At 68.1% G+C, this 16,018-nt stretch carries 24 protein-coding genes; all 24 read right to left on the reverse strand.

The features are described from left to right. Positions 1 to 18 precede the first annotated feature (18 nt). The 24 genes from ACVCL3_RS15905 to ACVCL3_RS16020 all read right to left on the reverse strand — a co-directional run bounded on the left by ACVCL3_RS15905 (position 19) and on the right by ACVCL3_RS16020 (position 15,942). Entirely contained in the window at positions 19 to 1,437 is a 1,419-nt protein-coding gene (locus ACVCL3_RS15905) for a hypothetical protein (RefSeq protein WP_447099928.1), read from the reverse strand. 9 nt (positions 1,438 to 1,446) lie between these two features. Beyond that, positions 1,447 to 3,021: a hypothetical protein gene (locus ACVCL3_RS15910; protein WP_447099929.1), complete on the reverse strand. Its 1,575-nt coding sequence runs from the start codon at positions 3,019 to 3,021 to the stop codon at positions 1,447 to 1,449. Further along, positions 3,014 to 3,865: a hypothetical protein gene (locus tag ACVCL3_RS15915; protein WP_447099930.1), complete on the reverse strand. Its 852-nt coding sequence runs from the start codon at positions 3,863 to 3,865 to the stop codon at positions 3,014 to 3,016. The genes ACVCL3_RS15910 and ACVCL3_RS15915 overlap by 8 nt, the downstream gene beginning before the upstream one ends. 137 nt (positions 3,866 to 4,002) lie before the next feature. Further along, positions 4,003 to 4,518: a hypothetical protein gene (locus ACVCL3_RS15920; protein WP_447099931.1), complete on the reverse strand. Its 516-nt coding sequence runs from the start codon at positions 4,516 to 4,518 to the stop codon at positions 4,003 to 4,005. Continuing rightward, complete coding sequence (locus tag ACVCL3_RS15925) at positions 4,518 to 4,766, reverse strand: hypothetical protein (protein ID WP_447099932.1); 249 nt, start codon at positions 4,764 to 4,766, stop codon at positions 4,518 to 4,520. The genes ACVCL3_RS15920 and ACVCL3_RS15925 overlap by 1 nt, the downstream gene beginning before the upstream one ends. A 9-nt stretch (positions 4,767 to 4,775) precedes the next feature. Beyond that, on the reverse strand, positions 4,776 to 5,051 hold the full coding sequence (locus ACVCL3_RS15930) for a hypothetical protein (RefSeq protein ID WP_447099933.1): 276 nt from the start codon (positions 5,049 to 5,051) through the stop codon (positions 4,776 to 4,778). Positions 5,052 to 5,064: 13 nt separating this feature from the next. Continuing rightward, entirely contained in the window at positions 5,065 to 5,382 is a 318-nt protein-coding gene (locus ACVCL3_RS15935) for a hypothetical protein (protein ID WP_447099934.1), read from the reverse strand. Then, the gene (locus tag ACVCL3_RS15940; protein ID WP_447099935.1) at positions 5,379 to 7,184 is read right to left on the reverse strand and encodes a DNA cytosine methyltransferase; all 1,806 of its coding nucleotides are present in this window, start codon (positions 7,182 to 7,184) and stop codon (positions 5,379 to 5,381) included. The genes ACVCL3_RS15935 and ACVCL3_RS15940 overlap by 4 nt, the downstream gene beginning before the upstream one ends. Continuing rightward, positions 7,177 to 7,485 (reverse strand): hypothetical protein, encoded by a 309-nt coding sequence (locus tag ACVCL3_RS15945; protein ID WP_447099936.1) that lies wholly within the window; start codon positions 7,483 to 7,485, stop codon positions 7,177 to 7,179. The genes ACVCL3_RS15940 and ACVCL3_RS15945 overlap by 8 nt, the downstream gene beginning before the upstream one ends. A 13-nt stretch (positions 7,486 to 7,498) precedes the next feature. Continuing rightward, positions 7,499 to 10,243 carry a toprim domain-containing protein gene (locus ACVCL3_RS15950; protein ID WP_447099937.1) on the reverse strand — a complete coding sequence of 915 codons (2,745 nt, stop codon included), beginning with the start codon at positions 10,241 to 10,243 and terminating at the stop codon, positions 7,499 to 7,501. 247 nt (positions 10,244 to 10,490) lie between these two features. Then, complete coding sequence (locus ACVCL3_RS15955) at positions 10,491 to 10,808, reverse strand: hypothetical protein (protein ID WP_447099938.1); 318 nt, start codon at positions 10,806 to 10,808, stop codon at positions 10,491 to 10,493. A 2-nt stretch (positions 10,809 to 10,810) separates the two neighbouring features. Next, entirely contained in the window at positions 10,811 to 11,443 is a 633-nt protein-coding gene (locus tag ACVCL3_RS15960; protein WP_447099939.1) for a hypothetical protein, read from the reverse strand. Positions 11,444 to 11,447: 4 nt separating this feature from the next. Beyond that, positions 11,448 to 12,077, reverse strand: coding sequence for a hypothetical protein (locus tag ACVCL3_RS15965; RefSeq protein WP_447099940.1), 630 nt, complete (start codon positions 12,075 to 12,077; stop codon positions 11,448 to 11,450). A 4-nt stretch (positions 12,078 to 12,081) separates the two neighbouring features. Continuing rightward, a complete protein-coding gene (locus ACVCL3_RS15970; RefSeq protein WP_447099941.1) occupies positions 12,082 to 12,546 on the reverse strand; it encodes a hypothetical protein in 465 nt (154 codons plus the stop codon). Continuing rightward, positions 12,543 to 12,761 carry a hypothetical protein gene (locus tag ACVCL3_RS15975; RefSeq protein ID WP_447099942.1) on the reverse strand — a complete coding sequence of 73 codons (219 nt, stop codon included), beginning with the start codon at positions 12,759 to 12,761 and terminating at the stop codon, positions 12,543 to 12,545. Before ACVCL3_RS15975 ends, ACVCL3_RS15970 begins: the two co-directional genes overlap by 4 nt. Further along, positions 12,758 to 13,033, reverse strand: coding sequence for a hypothetical protein (locus ACVCL3_RS15980; protein WP_447099943.1), 276 nt, complete (start codon positions 13,031 to 13,033; stop codon positions 12,758 to 12,760). The genes ACVCL3_RS15975 and ACVCL3_RS15980 overlap by 4 nt, the downstream gene beginning before the upstream one ends. Continuing rightward, positions 13,030 to 13,215: a hypothetical protein gene (locus ACVCL3_RS15985; protein WP_447099944.1), complete on the reverse strand. Its 186-nt coding sequence runs from the start codon at positions 13,213 to 13,215 to the stop codon at positions 13,030 to 13,032. The genes ACVCL3_RS15980 and ACVCL3_RS15985 overlap by 4 nt, the downstream gene beginning before the upstream one ends. Next, positions 13,212 to 13,604 (reverse strand): hypothetical protein, encoded by a 393-nt coding sequence (locus ACVCL3_RS15990; protein ID WP_447099945.1) that lies wholly within the window; start codon positions 13,602 to 13,604, stop codon positions 13,212 to 13,214. The genes ACVCL3_RS15985 and ACVCL3_RS15990 overlap by 4 nt, the downstream gene beginning before the upstream one ends. After that, positions 13,601 to 14,218 (reverse strand): tyrosine-type recombinase/integrase, encoded by a 618-nt coding sequence (locus tag ACVCL3_RS15995; RefSeq protein WP_447099946.1) that lies wholly within the window; start codon positions 14,216 to 14,218, stop codon positions 13,601 to 13,603. The genes ACVCL3_RS15990 and ACVCL3_RS15995 overlap by 4 nt, the downstream gene beginning before the upstream one ends. Further along, complete coding sequence (locus tag ACVCL3_RS16000) at positions 14,212 to 14,634, reverse strand: hypothetical protein (protein WP_447099947.1); 423 nt, start codon at positions 14,632 to 14,634, stop codon at positions 14,212 to 14,214. The genes ACVCL3_RS15995 and ACVCL3_RS16000 overlap by 7 nt, the downstream gene beginning before the upstream one ends. Beyond that, complete coding sequence (locus ACVCL3_RS16005; RefSeq protein WP_447099948.1) at positions 14,631 to 14,918, reverse strand: hypothetical protein; 288 nt, start codon at positions 14,916 to 14,918, stop codon at positions 14,631 to 14,633. Before ACVCL3_RS16005 ends, ACVCL3_RS16000 begins: the two co-directional genes overlap by 4 nt. Next, the gene (locus ACVCL3_RS16010; RefSeq protein ID WP_447099949.1) at positions 14,915 to 15,271 is read right to left on the reverse strand and encodes a hypothetical protein; all 357 of its coding nucleotides are present in this window, start codon (positions 15,269 to 15,271) and stop codon (positions 14,915 to 14,917) included. The genes ACVCL3_RS16005 and ACVCL3_RS16010 overlap by 4 nt, the downstream gene beginning before the upstream one ends. Then, the gene (locus ACVCL3_RS16015) at positions 15,264 to 15,473 is read right to left on the reverse strand and encodes a hypothetical protein (RefSeq protein WP_447099950.1); all 210 of its coding nucleotides are present in this window, start codon (positions 15,471 to 15,473) and stop codon (positions 15,264 to 15,266) included. Before ACVCL3_RS16015 ends, ACVCL3_RS16010 begins: the two co-directional genes overlap by 8 nt. After that, positions 15,460 to 15,942, reverse strand: a complete 483-nt coding sequence (locus tag ACVCL3_RS16020) for a phage regulatory CII family protein (protein WP_447099951.1) — start codon at positions 15,940 to 15,942, stop codon at positions 15,460 to 15,462. Before ACVCL3_RS16020 ends, ACVCL3_RS16015 begins: the two co-directional genes overlap by 14 nt. Positions 15,943 to 16,018 lie beyond the last annotated feature (76 nt).

Here is a 16,018-nt window from a genome sequence, read left to right on the forward strand (position 1 = left end):
GGGCGGCTCCGCTGGCCATCAGTGCGTGGTGGTGCTGATGTTGGTGGCGCTCTCACCCTTGCGCGCGTTGCCGGGCGTCACGCTGACGCGTGGCGCTTTCGAGGGCGGCAGTTGGGTGGTGCCGGGCGGTGCGCCGTCGCCGTTCGGGTACGGGTCGCCGTCCGCCTTCTCCTGCTCGCTGGCGCGCTCGGCGGCGGCGATGTCGATGCCGGCGGCCCCCCACACCACTTGCCGGGGCAGGCCCAGCGCCTGCAGCTTCAGGGCGTGGTCGGCGCGCTGGTTCGGCGTGTCGGTGCGGCGCTCGGCAAACTCCACGCTGAACTCGTAGGCGTCCGGGTTGCGCCCGCGCAGCAGCAGGTGCAGGCGAAAGCCCTGCTGGTAGGTCCACGCCGCGTTGTCCTGCAGCGCGTCCAGCTCGTCGAAGAAGTCGGCCTTGAGGTCGTCCAGCACGTCGCGGGCCATCTCGCCGATATACCCGAACAGGCCCTTGGGCGCGGGGGCGCCACTGAAGAACGTGTCGATCAGCAGGTTCACGTCGCCGATCTGATCCAGGTTGGCGTCGCCCTGCAGCGCGGTTACCGCGCCCTTGCGGTTGAGAAAGTAATCGCGGAAGTTGCCGGCGGCCTGGTCGCGCTCCACGCCGGCGCGGTATTCATCCATGTCTTCCTTGCCGGCGCCTTCCAGCACGTGCGACATGCGCAGCGGCGCACGCATGCGCCGGCGGATCACCAGATCCTCCTCGGTGCTGGTCAGCTTTTTCCACACGGCGCGGGTGGCGTCGAGGTAGGGCCGGCCCATGGAGCCGAAGTCGTCGTAGTTGTCCGGGGTGAGTCGGGCGTGGCTCATCTGCCACAGGCCGAAGCTGGCGATGTCGCGGTTGGCGTAGATGTCCCGCTGCACGAACGCCTTCTCGGGGTGATCGAACACGCCGGACGGGCTCACCATCGGCACGATGGATTCCGAGGGCATGCGGGCGCATCCCAGCACCTGCGCCTGGTTGGCGTCCAGCACCCACTGCATGCACAGGTTGCCCTCCATCATCAGTCCGCGGATGTCGCTCTCCAGCTTGTCGCGGCGGTCCAGGTGCAGGCGCCGGCAAAAGCTGTCGAACTCCGCTTGCAGCCACTTCGGCTGGCCTGGCGCCACCAGCTTGATGCCGCCCTTGGCGGCGGCGCGGCTGGTGCGGCGGTGGATGGATTTCACCCGGCCGTCGAGCCGGTCCATGGTGCGGATGTCCATGATGGTCTGGCGCAGCTCCACGTCCACGTAGAACTGGCGGTACAGCCGCTTCAGCTGGTCCTCCGCCGTGCTGCGCGAGCCCTGCTCGCTGCTGCCGCGGGCTACTTCGCCGGGCAGTGCCTGCTCCGCCGCGGCGTTGCCGGCGCTGGCAATGCTTGCCGTGGGCTTGTTGCCGAACAGGCGGTCGAGGATACCCATGGCGTACTCCTATGCCGCGCGCTCGAGCAGGCGCGCGCGGCTGTGGCTGGTGGACAGGATGATGGTGGGCGCGTGCGACGTGCCGCGCGTGGCCAGCGCCCACACCGCCGCCATGGCGGCGTCGAAGCCGTCATCGCCGAGTTTCGGGTTGGCCATCTTGTAGCTGGAGTAACTGGTCTTGGTCGGCTTGGCCACGATGTTCGGCAGCTGCCGCGCGAACTGGCGCAGGCTGGCCGTCTCGCGGTTGGCCATGTCCTGGTCGTCGAAGTACGGCAGCACCGCGGCGTCGTTGTGGAACACGGTGCGCATCGCGTGCGCCATCTGGTGTTTCGTCATGCCCTCGAAGCGCATCGGGCTGAACGCCCACTCCGGCCAGGTGCTGGCCGTGCTCTCGCCATCGCCGATCGCGCGGCGGTCGATGTCGGTCAGACCCTCGCGGAAAAGCTCATCGTTCAAGGCCGTGAGCATGCCCACGCCGAACGCGTCGCCGATGGCGTAGTCCGGGCGGAAGTAGCGCCAGAACGCCACGATGTCTTTCTGCACCTCCGGCTCGCCGGTACCGGCCGGCCAGAACTTCACGAACGGGAAAAAGATGAAGTTGCCGATCTGCTCGGTCACCACCAGCGCATGCTTGGAGCTGGCTGGGTTCTCGCCGTGGCCGGCGGCGTCGTAGCCGAAGCTCACGATGCCGCGGCGCGGGTAGCGCGCGCCGCCGGGCATCGGCTCGGCCAGCTCCAGCCCGCTTTTCAGGCCCAACTGCATCGCCGCGCGCACCTTGTTTTCCCAGATCAGGTTGCGGCTGGAGATGTTCTTGCACAGCAGCTGGCGGATGTACTCGTCGGGGTCCAGCTCGGCGCGCATCTGCTCCATGAAGCTGGCGTTCAAGATGCCCAGCTCGATGCCCAGGTGCACGTCCACCGTGGGCAGCACGTGGTACTGCCCGCCGGCGATCATCTCGCTCAGCGTGTCGGCGCCCTTGAATACGCCGGTGATGCGGATCTGCGGATCGTTCTTGCTGTCCTCACTGGCGCCAAGACGGCGCGTGCTGCCCATCATCAGCAGGAAACGGCCATAGAGCCGGTCGCGCGGCATGTCGTCCACCTCTTCCAGTGATGCCGCGGTGAGATCGCCGCCGTCGACGTTGGCCATGATGCCGTAGGCCCGGGCCATCGAGCGATTGGCGAACTGGTAGTACGTGTCGGCGAACTGCTGGCGTCCGCTGCGATAGTTCAGGTGGGCGGTCAGGATCGGGCTGCGGCGGATCGCGTCCAGGTGATAGTTCAGGTTCACCAGCGACTGCGCTTCGCGCGGGGCGACGATGCCCAGTTCCTGGTCCGGCGCGGTGGCCAGTTGCTTCAGCAGGTACATCTCCTTCACCGCCGTTTTGCCGGTGCGGCGACTGCTGAAGTCGATGGTGTTGCGGTGGCGGTCCATCTCGATGCACTTGAGCACCTGCATCGGGTCCAGCGTCACGTTGTGCACGTGCTTGTGCCACAGCGCGTGGTCGCCGGCGAAGCGCATCACCTCGCGCTCGGCCACGTGCTGCAGCCGGTAGCGCTCGGCGCGGGATACGCGCTCAGCCATTTTCGCCGGCCTGCTGCTGGTGTTCGATAAGCACCGGGTCGCGCGCGGTGTTCTCGCGGCTGCGGGCGATCAGGTTGCTCAGATCCTCCAGCGCCAGCGTGCTGCGCTTCTGGTACTCCAGTTGGCTCTCCTGCCGCTGCGCCTGGCCGGCCAGGTAGCCCACCGCATCCTCGCTGGCTTCCTTCGCCTTCGGCGTCATGCCCATGTCGCTCAGCGACAAGCCGATCTTGGCCACCCACTCACCGATGCGCTTCAGCATCGGGTGCTCGCGCAGCTCGGTGAGCGCCACCATCTGGCCGGTTTCCTTGTCCTCGTACTGCGCCAGGTGGAAGTGGCCATCCTTGTCGTAGTACCAGGATGGCGCACGGATCGTGCTGCCGTCCGCCAGCACGTCCAGGATCATCAAGTTGATGATGCTGCGCAGGTTGGCGTGCAGGTCGGCATTCAGTTCGGTCAGCAGCGACGGGTCGCCGGCGGTGAACGCCAGGTGGTGGCGGAAATACAGCTCCATCCGTTGCGGGCAGGCGCCGCGGGTGCTGACGCACTGGCAATCCTTGCAGCTGGGGTAACCGCCCGGCTTGCTCGGCCAGTAGGTGGCCGCCCGCGCGGTCAGCCCGTGCTTCAAGCCGTTGAAGCGCGTGCGCGCCGCCTCTTCCGGCGTGGGGTGGCCGTCCAGGTTCTTCGCGGTGTTGGCCAACCCCTCGGCGGTCTTCGGCCCGGTGGCGTGCGCCCAGGCTTTCAGCAGGCCGCGCTGCTGGCGCTCCTGCTCGCACTCGTCGCCGCAGGCCGGACAGGTGCCGATGTAGCGCCAGGGGTGCCACTCGTCTTCGGGCGCGTCCTCCACCCGCACGGGCTCCGCCTCGAAGCGGTAATCGCAATCGAGGCAGTGAAACCGGACTTCAGTGAGGCGTGGCCGCAGCTTTCCCATGCTGCATGACCGTGTGCGGGTCGGGCGGCAAGGTCAACGGGAAAGCGTGCGGCTCAGAATGGCAGCTCGTCCGGATCGACGTCGATGCCAGCGGGTGGGTTCTCGTGCACCACCCACGGCGTAGCCGGATCAATGCCGAAACCGCGTGGGCGATTGTGAAGCTCCACAGCCCCTTCATCGCCCAGCGCGCCAGGCCCAACCCAGCCACAAGTGCAATAGACGTGTGACAGGCCGTCATCGAAACAGTCGGCCACGGTCAATTCGTGCCGAGTATCGAACATGGGGCAGGGACTGATTCGCACCTGCCGCTCCCGCCAGTACGTTTCGTACCATTCGCAGATCGTGGTGGTGTCTACCCGACCATGCCACCGCTGCGACAGCACGGCATCCATCGCGAGGCGGATCGTTTTGCGCGGTTCCTTCTTGCGGATCGTCACCATCTGCGCAACGGTGATCCCGATGGCTTCAGCCGCTTTCGCCCAGCTGGTGAAGCCGCAAGCGGCACCCCACGCATCCCAGCCTTCACCTACTGACTTCGCCAGCGTCTTGTCGTTGTTGGGCTTGGCCATCACTGCACGTCCATCGCCGGCTTCTCCGCCGCCAGCCGCTGCGGCTGCAACGGCTGGTGGAAGGTGAGGATGTGGTGCCACACCACGCCGCGCCACAGCACGCGCAGGCGTTCGCGCCAGCTCAGCTTCCAGCAGCAGATGATCTCGCCGGTGTCGCTGTCCGGAACGCGGTGCGCCGGCAGCGGGTTGTACTCCGGCTGATCCTTGGCATAGATCACGGTCTGTTCGGGGAATTCGACCAGTTGCATGGGTTTCTCCTAGGGGGTGAAGGGCAGTTCGGGATCGGTTTCCGGGTTGGAGAAGTGGCCATCTGCGCGCGGCGTTTCGCCTTCCGGGAGGATCAGCGACAAGAAGCCGTGCGCCAGGCATTCGGCGGCCTCCTGCTCAGCGAGCTCGTAGGGCTTGGGGGCGGAGTTCATCTCCCAGTCCGGCTCCCCGTAACCAAGGTCGGTATCAATCCACACCACGTAGAACTTCGGGGGTGCCGTGGCGCTGCGCGTTTCGTTGTTTCGTTCGACGGTCGTGGTTGTCATGTCGTCTCCGGCGCTATGGCGTCGACCGCCGAACCCGCGCGCCTTGCTTCAGTTCATCGGTGCGCAGCACGCTGACCATCTTGCCGTCCAGCACCACCAGGGTGGCGCCTTCGGGCGTGTGCAGGTGGCCGGTGCCGATGGTGCGGATCAGTTCGGCGCGGCCGTCGCCGAGCAGCTCGCTGCGCAGCCGCTCCACGTCGATCTGCATCACCCGCTCCATGTAGCGCACCAGGGCGTGGTCGGTGACCAGCGCCGGCAGGGGCGGGCGGTACTTCTTCGGCGTCCAGGGCTTGGGCAGGTCTTTCTTGGGCCAGCTTTTGTGGCGGGTCATGCGGCCTCCGCTGTGGCATATCCCGGCAACGCGATCGCCACCGCCACCGGTCGCACCCAGATCGGGCAACTGTCGAGGAAGAACGTCTGGCCGCTCCAGGCGGCAAGAAGGGTGCGGCCGAAGGTGCAGGCCATGGCTTCGGCGGCGTCGGGCGGTACGGCGTCGCCGATGCGTTCGCGCCATGCCTGGTCGCTGAGGCCGTCCAGTTCGAGCTGGGTTTCCGGATCCACCAGCGATTGCAGCGCGGCCAGCTCGAAGGTGGTGAACGGGCGGTGCCAGGTGCCGTCCAGTGCGCGGATCATCGCCTGCAGCTTGTCGGTGGCCGCCGGCATGCGCGGGTCGGCGACGGACCAGTGGCCGTTGTCGTGGCAGGCCGATCCGGTGACCGCGTAGCTGGTGGCGTCGTAGGGCAACACGCCGTAGTGGCCGCCGGTGAGGTAATGGCCTGCGGAGCGGTCCATGCGCGGCCGTGGGTCGGCGACGGCGAACGCGCCCTGCCCAGTGGTGCTGCCGCCGATGACTGTGCCGCTGTGGCTGTCGTAGGGCGTGACGGCGTACTTGGCGAATGGCTGGCCCGGCTGGCGCGGGTCGGCGACGGCCTGCCCGCCGGCGGAAGGGTGACCGCCGCCGGTGACGGTACCGGCGGCGTGATCGAAGGCGACCACGCGAAAGCAGTTGTTGTGCTTCGTCGACGGGCAGCGCGGATCAGCCACCGCGAACGTGCCTTGCCCTGGCGATTTCACCGCGATGATCGCGCCGGAGCTGTCACCCCACCGCCGCACGCCGTACTGGCCGTAGCTGTTGCCGCTGCTGGCGAACCGCGGATCGGCCACGCTGAAATTGCCGTTGCCCGGCCGCGATGCGCCCGCCACGGTGCCGCTGGTCTCGTCCCAGCGCTGCACGCCGAGCACGCCGTTGTTCCATGTCGCCTCCGGCGCGATGCCGAAGTCCGCCAGCATGCCGTCGACCACGCGCAACTGCTGCAGCGATCGCCAGTCGCTGCCCGCCTTGACGAAGGCCAGGCGCACCCACGTTTTCCACTGCAGGCTCGGCACGCGGTGCATCGGGCCGGCGCGCTCGACGTCGCCCGGTAGCGGGCAGCGATCGAGCACGGTACCGACCGCGCGCAGCGGCCGGCACGGCGGCTCGTACAGAAACGGCGGCACCTTGGCCTGGTGGCGCGCCACCAGCAGGAAGCGCTTGCGGCTCTGCGCCAGGCCGCCAAGCTCGCCGCAGTCGTGGGTGGTCTCGGCCACCGCGTAGCCGTAGTGCTCCAGCATGCTGCGCAACTGGTCCAGCAGGTGGCGGCCGCGGGTGGCGATGCGCGGGACGTTTTCCAACATGAAGAACTCCGGCGGGTCATCCGCGAAGGCTTCCATGGACAGCCACACGCTGCGCAGGGCCAGCTCGTTGAGCGCCTGGTATTTGCGCGTCTTGGACTTCGCCTCGTTGAGCAGGCCGCTGTAACCCTTGCACGGCGAGCTGGTAAAGATGATGTGGGGCCGCTCGTTGCCAGCCGCACGGCGCAGATCCGCCGGCGTGGCTTCGCGCCAGCCGGCCGGCGGCTCCTTGCCGTGCCAGGCGATGTACTGGTCGCGGCTGAAGAGATCCATGACCGTGGCCTTGCTGCCCACCAGGCGCTCGAAGTCGCGGCACGCGGCCGGGTTGACGTCGACGCTGCCGATGCAGCGGAACTTCGCCTGCAGGTTGCCCACGCGGGCGCTGCCACGCTGGAAGCCGAGGGCGCCGCCGCCGATGGCGCCGCAGACGCAGAAGAAGCGGATTTCGCGGGTCTCAAGCATGGGCCACCTCCCGCAGCTTGGCCAGCAGGCGATCGGTGCGCACGAACACGCCTTGTTCGTCCAGAAACTGACGGGCGCGCTCGATGAACTCGGGAAGATCGCCGCGACTGGCTGCGGTGATTACGTGCTCGATCGTCGGGGTCTGGCGAGCTTCATCAGGTGGCGGCCGGCGCACCACCATCTCGGTCTCGTGAACCTTGGCCAGGCCAAGCTGCTGCAGCGTGTATTCGTCCGCATCGGCAAGCGCTCTGATCACGTGCTTGTTGTCGATCGTCACATACGAATTGATCTTCAGTTGCATGGCAGTGCTCCTGTTACTCATTGGCCGCATGCGCCCAGGCGGGCGGTGCGAGGTTGGTGTCGTCGGGTTGGCTGATGTAAAGCCCGTACTCGGCCAGCTTTTTCAGGCTGAGCGCGGTCATGTGGGCGAAGCGGCGGTTGTTGATGCGGCGGTCCAGCTCGTCTTCCACGATCACGCCGGCGTGCTGCAGCTGGCGCTTGAAGATGCGGCCGGATTTCACCGGCAGGCCGTTCCACATGTCCCGCAGGCGGTTGGTGGTGCTCAGGTGATCCATCACGAACTGCGGGCGCAGGATGATCACTTCCTCCTCGCCGATCAGGTCGAAGGCGTACGGGTGCAGGAACTGGTGGCTTTCGATCTCGCTGAACGCGGTTTCGAGGATCCACACCCACGGCTCGCGGTCGCCGCTGGTTTCGGCGATGTGCTTGTTCATCTCGGCGCGCAGGTCGCGCAGGAACTCGCCGGTCTCGCGGGCCATGCCGGCGAACTCGCACAGCAGCGCCCAGGTGAGCGCGATGGCGGCGTAGTTGCGCACCATGCGGCTGGCGCCGGTGTCGCCGTTGCGGGCGCGGCAGCCGTCCCAGCACCACTGCTCCCACTCGGCCAGGCGCGACTGCACCTGCTCGCGGGTCATGGTGGCCAGGTACTGCAACCACTGCCGCATAGGGAAGCGCGGGATGGTCTCCGGCATCAGCGGGCCCTTGCGGCCGGTGAGGTCGGCGCGGATCACCTTGCCGGTGAGGCTGCGCACCGGCACGTCTTCACCGGCCAGCAGCACCGGTGCGCTGATCAGGAACTCGGTGAGGTCGCTGCCGCGGCGGGTCAGCGTGAACTGGTAGCTTTCCTGCAGCATGGCCACGGCCACGTTGATCACGTCCTGCCGGCGCGCGCTGATCTCTTCCCAGCCCACCGGGTGGCTGGTGTGGCACACGCTGGTGAGCAGGCGGAACTCGGTCTGCAGGCTCTGGCCGCCGAACATGGTCATGCCGATGGTGCGTTCCAGCCGCTTGATCAGCGTGCTTTTGCCGCTGCCCTTGTCGGCCTGCACGATCATGTGCGGCCAGAAGCCGAGGAAGGCTTTCAGGTGCCCGCCCAGTGACCAGGTGATCAGCTGGGTGGCGGCGTTCTCGCGGAAGGTGGCCTGGTACGCCTCGATCACCCGGCGCGCATCGCTGGCCTGCCCGCTGGGGAAGCTCAGCGTGGAATACGGGCACTGTTTTTCCGGCTCGGTGAAGTAGCAGTCCGGCCCTTCGTTCACCACCGGGCGGCCCTGCCGCCACGCCAGCCCCACGAAATTCAGCGCGTCGCGCGCGCCGCACTCGGCGCTGCGCTCGAGCACGGTGATCATGCGGGCGAAGCGGTTGGGGTTGAACACCGGGCCCAGCTTTTTCCAGTGCTCGATGTTGTGCAGGCGCTCGTCGCTGAACACGCGGCGGATCAGGTTGGCGCCGTGGCGCGCGGTCTGCACGCTCACCGCGAATACGGTGTTGGGCTGGGCGTCTTCCTCGCCGCTCATCGTGGCGGTGGCGCCCTGAATCGTCACGCGGCTCACCGACGCCACGCGGAAGCCGGCCAGGTCGTCGATCACCAAGGTGTCCTTGCCGCCCTCCACGTTGTTCTCCACCTTGCCCACGAAGCGGGTGAAGTCGGGCAGCGCGCGGAATTTCCAGTACACGGCGAAGTCGTGGCCGGGCAGGTACACGCGCTGCTGGCCGGCGGGGCCATCCTTGCCGACCAGGCCGGGGATCACCCACGGCTCGTAGGCCTCCAGCATGGTGCGCAGCAGATCCAGCCCGCCGCGCTCGGCGATGTCGGCCGCGTCGTTGTAGCCCAGCTCGTACCATTCCTTCTGGTCCACCATGATCGCGCCGATGTCCAACGCGGTCAGCGCGTCGTACAGCGCCCACGACGCCTTCGCGCCCGGGCGCACGCCCTTGTCATCGGGATCGTCGGCATCCATGCAGATCACCACCTGCTTGCCAGCCAGGAACCGCCAGTCGATGTTGCTGGCGTTGCCGGTGCCGCGCAGCGCGATCGCCGCGGCCATCTTCAGCCCGCAGGCCTCGGCGCAGAGCGCGTTGATCGCGCTCTCGAAGATGTACACGCGCTTGGCCCGCTGCACGTGCTGGCGGTCGACGAACCATGGCTGGCCATCCTTCACGCCCAGGCTCTTGGTCTTCACCCCGCCGTTCAGTTCCGGCTCCAGGTAGCGGAAGTCCACCGCTTGCACCTGCATGTTGGCGAAGTCGCGGCACACGAACGCCACCGCCGGGCCACCGTGGCCGATGGTGCCCTCCGGCACGCGGTCGCTGGTCCAGGTGTTGAAGCCCACCGCGCCGCGCTTGATCGCCCACTCCGCGGTTTCCGCCTTCACCCCGCGCTTCACCAGGTACGGCACCGCCAGCGGCGCCTGCGCCTTGCACTGGTCGGCCAGGTATTCCTCGCGGGTTCGCTCGGCGCGCGGCTGCGGGTTGTCGGGCTTGTCGAACGGGATGCCGTAGATCTCGTGCAGCCGGCGCATGGCGTCGGGCACGCTGTCGATGTTCTCCACGAACCGCACCAGGCTGATGCAGTCGCCGCCGTCCGGGCCGCTGAAATCCTTCCACGCCTTGCCGCCGTCGAAGATCGAGATGCTGGGGTTCCTGTCCGCGTGGTGCGGGCTCTTGTAGTTGCCACGCCCGCCCGGCCGTTCCAGGCCGAGCTTCTCGGCCAGGTCGTGCAGGTCGATGCGCTGCTTGAGTTCGCGGATGGATGCCATGGAGCCTGCTGCGGAGGTGAAGGGGTGGAGGCCGCGCGGGGCGCAGCCGGTGGCGTGTTCGGGGCGGGGTTACTTGGGGTGGTCTCTGGCCGGCGGCGGCGCGCGATGGAACCGGCTGGGCGACCAATCGCACGACGTGTCCGTTTCGACGTGCCCGAACATCGCCTTGCAACGGTAGATGTGGACGCAGTCGCCGCAGGTGGTTCCGACGGGCAAACGCATCCTGTCGGGGTCGGTAGGGTCGTAGCTAGTCGACATCCTGGTTCCCCTTGATCGTTGTCACCTGCGGAATCCCCCGCTGCCACTTCGCGCACGCCGGCGAGCGCAGCACCACGTCGGTGGCGCGGCCGTGGGTCCACTGACCCTGCAGCAGGGCGCATTTGTAGTAGCGGCGGTCGCCGCGGCTCACGCGTAGGCGGCAGTGCGCGCAGGTGTTGCAGGTTTCGCCCTTGGGGCCGGTGCCGGGTTTGGCCGCGTAGCCGGCGGCGGCACCGCCGCGGGAGCGCCGCTCGATGCGCGGGCGCTCCGGCTTGCCGCTGAACAGGCCGAACTGTTGCGTGGCCATGCTCATGCCTCCAGTGCCTGCAGCGCGGCGTCGACGGCAAGGCGGGCTTGCCGCAGCGCGTGGCGCACGGTGTCCAGCTTGGGCGGAGCGCTCGGCGCCGCTGGCGCATCGGCGGCACCAGCCAGCGACCAGGTCGCCGAAGAGGTGGTGCCATGGCGCTGCACCAGCCCCTTCTTGCGCAGGGCCTGAAGCGCCATGGTCACCTGCCGCGAGCTCAGCGGCGGGGTGATGCGCGATTCGATCACGGTGCGCCGGATCGGCGCGGCGGCATCCTGCAGCACGGCGAGCACGCGGGCGGAGACGCCGGTCTCGTAGCGGTGGTTGGCCGGATGCGGCTTGCGCAGCGCGAGTCCCGGCGACGCGGCGGGCGCCTGTGCCGCTGGCGTCGCTGGCGCGCGAGCGACGGCCACGGCCGGCGCAGGGTTATCCGTCACCAGTGCGTAGCGCAGCACGCCGTCGCCATGGTGCAGGCGCTTGATCCGCTGGTGACGCACCAGGCCGGTGAGCGTCGCGCGCAGGCGATCCGGCACCACGTCGCCGGGTTCCAGGATGCCCAGCGCATGGGCCAGCTCCACCACGTTGCACGGCTCGGTGATGTGGCGCAGGTGCTGCACGATCGCGGCTTGCAGGTCCATCGGCTCAGTCCTCGCCGACGCCGGCGGGCACGCCCAGGTATTCGCGCCAGCCCACCTTGGCGCCGCGCACCAGGAAGCCCCAGCCCTGCACCTTCGGGCCGGTGCAGAACAGCGTCCAAGCGGTCTGGCCGGCGGGCAGTTCCAGCCGGTGCCAGCTCGCCGCGCGGCGCAGCAGGATGCTGCCCGGCCCGCGCCAGGTGCGCCGCACGCACGTCACCACGCCGTCGACCCGCACCGGGCGGATTTCCCAGTAGCCCCCGCGCAGGATGATGGTGAGGTACCACCAGGGGTGGTCGTGGAAGTGGCGGTCGTCGTCGCTGCGCAGGATGTGGTGCACGCGCGCGCCGACCAGCGGATACGGGCCGCTCTGACCGCCGCCGCGCTGGCCCAGGCGCAACAGCCAGAACCGCTCCATGTAGCCAGGCAGGTGCACGTACGGCGTGCGCATGGCGCGGCGGATGATCCGCTCCGGCAACTGGGTCAGCAGCCGGTCGATGTGATGGGCCAGCAGGAACACCCATGCCATCACCGCGCAGGCCATGACGGCCGCGGCCAGGCGATCGCCCGCCGCCTGGAACTGGCCCACGACGTAGATGCCGCAGGCGATCATCAACACGCAGAACAGGATGCGCATGGGTTCAGCTCCCGAAGGTCAGCAGGGGCGGCGTGCGGCCGCTGGCGTAGGCCTCGCGCACCCGGGGCAGCGCCTGCTGGCCAACCGTCTGGCCATCGGGCAGCACGATGTGCGCGAGGAACTCGTTCTCGAACGTGGTGATGCCGGATTCGACTGCCTCCAGCTTGGCCTTCACCACCAGCGCCAGCGCGCGCCATTTCTGGCGGCAGGCCTGCTCCCAGGCTTCATGGGCCTGCGCTGGCGAGCGCTTCATGCCACGGGCTTCGGTATGGGTGAACTTGCGTGATGCGGGGTCCGGCATCGGCAGCACGAAGCGCACCATCAGGCCGCTGCAGGTGAAGCCCACCATCGCTTCGGTGCGGCTGCTGGAATAGGCGAAGCGGTCGGCGCCGTAGCGCTGCAGCGTGCGTTCGATCTCGCCGCGGCTGCGCTCGCTGCTCACGTCGGTGTTGGTGGCGTAGCGGGTCATTGGTTCCATTCCAGGCAGTCGGTGGTGGTGCACTCGCCGCGGCTCTGTTCCACGCGGCCACCGGCATCGCGGCGGATCACGCGCATGGACACGGTGCCGTGGCACAGCGGGCAGACGCACTTCAGCTCGTCGGCGCCGCTGCGGCTGAGACGGCTCAGCAGGTGCACCTCGGCGCGGATGCGGTCGGCCTTCTCGGCGTCGGTGCGCTGGCTCATCCGATCGCCCTCCGGATGTAGTCGAGGGTCACCACCGGCCGCACCGGGCCGAAGGACGCTTCCAGCTCGGCCACGTCGGGGTTGGTTTTCAGGTTGGCCAGGTAGTCGGCGGTGGCGGGGTCGTTGGCCTGCATCCACTGCCACAGCGCACGCTTGCGCGCCGGCGTCAGTTCGGCCAGGGCCACGGTGGCGGGCACCGGCGGCAGGCGCTCGACGGTTTCGCCGGGCTTGAGGTAGCTGAAATAGCCACGGGTCTCTTCCTCGCGCTTCACCGTGCACCTGCCTTGCGCGCGACGCGCGGCTTGGCGCAGTGGGCGCAGGTGTAGATCGCGCCCCCGCTGGTGGTGCGCCGCACGTTCAGCTCGTCGATCGGCACGCGCCGGCCGCACTTGTAGCAGCTGCGTTTGGTGCGGTGGATCGGCACGGGGATGGCTTCGCGGGCTACGGCGTTCATGCTTTCGCCACCCGTGGTTTGACCAGGCGAAAGCCGAGGCGTTCGGCTTTCTTTCGAAAACCTTCGATCTCGTGCCTTTTCGATTCCTTTTTTTCTCTATCCCGCTCGCGGGCAATTGCCTTTTTCAGTGCACTGAAACGGACGCCTGCCAACCGACACCACGCGCGGCGATCATGGTCGTTGAGGTTAAAACGGCCAGAAAGATTCATGCCCGATCGGCGGGTGGCGCAATAGATCACTCCCGACGCGCTGCGAACGAAAATGTGGCCGTTCACCGAAATCGACCGAACCGCCGTAGCGCCTTCCAGGCGAAGGCCACAGCCCATGCCCGGGACATGAAAAGAGAAGTCGGCGGGCAGCTCTTCGATCAACTTCACCCGCCCGCTCATCGCGCCAACTCCAGTGCATCCTCGACCGCCTCGCGGTCGGGCAGGGTGTAGATGACGGTGCTTTCGCGGCTGCGCTGGCCCAGCACCACCTGCACGATGCCCTGCGGGTCGCGCGCCTCGCTGCGCGCCATCACGCGCTTGGCCAGGGTGTGGCGCAGCCAGTGCGGGCTGGCGGAAACCGGCAGGCCGGCTTCGGCCACCCACATGGCCATGCGCGCCTGGTAGCTGCGCACGGACATGCCGCGGTGGTTGCGGCTCATCACCAGCGGTTCGTCGGGGTGTGCGCCGTAGCCCATGTCGGCGCGGATCTTCACCAGCGCTTTCAGGCAAGCCATGGCGCGGGTGTTCAGCGGCACTTCGTATCCGCGGTGGCCCTTGGCGTGTTCGTCACGCAGGTGCAGGCGCTTGCTGCGCAGCGCGGCCTGCGCGTCGCCCAGGGTGACGCCGGCCATGCTGCCCACGCGGATGCCGGTCTGGCGCATCAGCTCGATCCACTGCGCGTCGCGCCGTGCCAGCACGTCGGCGAACTGCCGCACGTGCTTCATCAACTGCTTTTCTTCGGCCTCGGTGAGGTAGCGCTCGAATACGGCGCGCTGGGTGATGGTGTTCAGCATGACGCCACCTCCGCGCCGCTGGCGGCGAGCAGCTGGTTGCGCTGCCACTGGCGGGCCTCGCTGAGCGCGGCGACCAGCAGGGAGGCGGTGCCGATGTGCAGGCGCAGGTGCGCGGCGCCGCTGACGATCCACAGCAGCGTGTCGGTCACCAGGTTGTGCATGTCGCGGACTTCCTGCAGGCCGATCTGCAGGTCCTCACCACTGTCCAGTCGCACAGGCGCGCGCAGTTCGATGCGCATGGGCGCGGCCATCACCTGCGCGATCTCCTGGATCAACTGGTCGCGGTCGATGTTCTCCACCTGCCACACGAACGGGCCGGTGCTCACGCACGTCATCGGCTGGCCGGGGTGAACGATCACCTCGATGTTGCCGTCGACGCTGTCGATCTGGCGCAGGAACAGTTCTTCGATACTCACGGGGTGACCTCGCTGGCAGGCGATGAAGCGGAAGGGGTGAACACGGCGGCGAACTGCGCGTCGAACGATCGCGAAAGCTCGGCCAGTTCCATCTCAGGTGTGCGCTGGCGGCGCTCGGCGGAGAGGCGCTTGGCGGCGATGCGCGCCTGCAGCACCGCCATCTGCAACTCCAGGATCAGCGCCTCGGTCTCGACGATGGTCAGGCCGTGGCTGCGTCCGTCGGAGCACAGGGCCGGCATGCCGAGCGAGGGGAGGTAGTGGGCGTGGAATTCGGGCATCGTCATGCCGACCACCCGATCGACGCCACCGGCGCCGCCTTCACGGCTTCCAGTTCCATCAGCACGGCCACCGGCACGCCGGCGCGTTGCGCCACCGCGCGGATCACCACGCGCAGGCCGCAGTCGCTGACCAGGCTGACCGGCTCGTAGCAGGTGACCGCGGCCATGGTGGCGGTGCCGAAGTGCCAGCGCAGGTGCAGATCCGGGTGGCCATTGATGGCCGTGGCGCACTGCACGTCCACCTGCAGGCCACTGGGGAAACGCATGCACTGGCCGACGCGCACCCAGCGCCGGCGGCGGGCGGCAGGCGGCGGGATCGCCACCGTGCGGTTGATCAACTGGATCAGCAGCTCACACATGGGTGACGACCTCCCTGGCAGGGGTGGCGCGCCGCTGCTGGCGAAAGACCTGCAGCTCGGCGCGAAAAAGAAGGAAGAGGCACTGGCCGGCGCCGGCGACGTGCGCGGTCGCGTCGATCGAGCGGGGGGACTCGACGACGCGCACCACGCCAGATGGCCGGGGGGTTGCCGCGCGGGCGGGCTTGCGCTTATCGACGGTCATCGACCAGCGCCTCTAGACGGGCGAGCAAGCCCAGGCCGGCACGCGCGCTGGCGTCGAACGCCTCGCGCATGCGCTGGACTTCCTCGGTGGTGATGTCGCCATCGGCCAGCGCATCGCGGATGTACTTCGCGAGCTCGCCGAGGCGGGCGTGCATGTCGGCGTACTGGTCGAGCAGCTCGACGTCACCGACATGGTTGGTGGCTGGCAGCTTGTAGGCGACGTGTTGCAACGCCTCGTTGTACGCGTACAGGATGCGGAAATCGTTGGCGACCAGCTGCAGCGGAACCGACTCGCACAAGCCGAGCTTGTGGTCTTGCAGCGGGTTGGCCTTGTTGCTCAGCGTGGCCGGCAGCATGCCGACCTTGGGCGCCAGTGCGGTGGCACCGCGCTGGCGCGTGTTGGAATCTACGTAACCGTTCACGGTCTCGTAGATCGCGGTCTCGACTGCCCCGTAAAGCTCCTGCTGCATCACTGTGTGAACCCCCGATCCGACCTCACTTGGAGCGATCGAGGAACCCGGCTATGTTTCGTCGCGCAGGGGGTGC

Source organism: Rhodanobacter sp. UC4437_H4 (assembly GCF_052978425.1).

Bases quoted from the DNA above. Each gene is read 5' to 3' on its own strand.
- ACVCL3_RS15905 (WP_447099928.1), bottom strand. From the start codon at position 1,437: ATGGGTATCCTCGACCGCCTGTTCGGCAACAAGCCCACGGCAAGCATT.
- ACVCL3_RS15910 (WP_447099929.1), bottom strand. From the start codon at position 3,021: ATGGCTGAGCGCGTATCCCGCGCCGAGCGCTACCGGCTGCAGCACGTG.
- ACVCL3_RS15920 (WP_447099931.1), bottom strand. From the start codon at position 4,518: ATGGCCAAGCCCAACAACGACAAGACGCTGGCGAAGTCAGTAGGTGAA.
- ACVCL3_RS15925 (WP_447099932.1), bottom strand. From the start codon at position 4,766: ATGCAACTGGTCGAATTCCCCGAACAGACCGTGATCTATGCCAAGGAT.
- ACVCL3_RS15930 (WP_447099933.1), bottom strand. From the start codon at position 5,051: ATGACAACCACGACCGTCGAACGAAACAACGAAACGCGCAGCGCCACG.
- ACVCL3_RS15935 (WP_447099934.1), bottom strand. From the start codon at position 5,382: ATGACCCGCCACAAAAGCTGGCCCAAGAAAGACCTGCCCAAGCCCTGG.
- ACVCL3_RS15940 (WP_447099935.1), bottom strand. From the start codon at position 7,184: ATGCTTGAGACCCGCGAAATCCGCTTCTTCTGCGTCTGCGGCGCCATC.
- ACVCL3_RS15945 (WP_447099936.1), bottom strand. From the start codon at position 7,485: ATGCAACTGAAGATCAATTCGTATGTGACGATCGACAACAAGCACGTG.
- ACVCL3_RS15950 (WP_447099937.1), bottom strand. From the start codon at position 10,243: ATGGCATCCATCCGCGAACTCAAGCAGCGCATCGACCTGCACGACCTG.
- ACVCL3_RS15955 (WP_447099938.1), bottom strand. From the start codon at position 10,808: ATGGCCACGCAACAGTTCGGCCTGTTCAGCGGCAAGCCGGAGCGCCCG.
- ACVCL3_RS15960 (WP_447099939.1), bottom strand. From the start codon at position 11,443: ATGGACCTGCAAGCCGCGATCGTGCAGCACCTGCGCCACATCACCGAG.
- ACVCL3_RS15965 (WP_447099940.1), bottom strand. From the start codon at position 12,077: ATGCGCATCCTGTTCTGCGTGTTGATGATCGCCTGCGGCATCTACGTC.
- ACVCL3_RS15970 (WP_447099941.1), bottom strand. From the start codon at position 12,546: ATGACCCGCTACGCCACCAACACCGACGTGAGCAGCGAGCGCAGCCGC.
- ACVCL3_RS15975 (WP_447099942.1), bottom strand. From the start codon at position 12,761: ATGAGCCAGCGCACCGACGCCGAGAAGGCCGACCGCATCCGCGCCGAG.
- ACVCL3_RS15985 (WP_447099944.1), bottom strand. From the start codon at position 13,215: ATGAACGCCGTAGCCCGCGAAGCCATCCCCGTGCCGATCCACCGCACC.
- ACVCL3_RS15990 (WP_447099945.1), bottom strand. From the start codon at position 13,604: ATGAGCGGGCGGGTGAAGTTGATCGAAGAGCTGCCCGCCGACTTCTCT.
- ACVCL3_RS15995 (WP_447099946.1), bottom strand. From the start codon at position 14,218: ATGCTGAACACCATCACCCAGCGCGCCGTATTCGAGCGCTACCTCACC.
- ACVCL3_RS16005 (WP_447099948.1), bottom strand. From the start codon at position 14,918: ATGACGATGCCCGAATTCCACGCCCACTACCTCCCCTCGCTCGGCATG.
- ACVCL3_RS16010 (WP_447099949.1), bottom strand. From the start codon at position 15,271: ATGTGTGAGCTGCTGATCCAGTTGATCAACCGCACGGTGGCGATCCCG.
- ACVCL3_RS16015 (WP_447099950.1), bottom strand. From the start codon at position 15,473: ATGACCGTCGATAAGCGCAAGCCCGCCCGCGCGGCAACCCCCCGGCCA.
- ACVCL3_RS16020 (WP_447099951.1), bottom strand. From the start codon at position 15,942: ATGCAGCAGGAGCTTTACGGGGCAGTCGAGACCGCGATCTACGAGACC.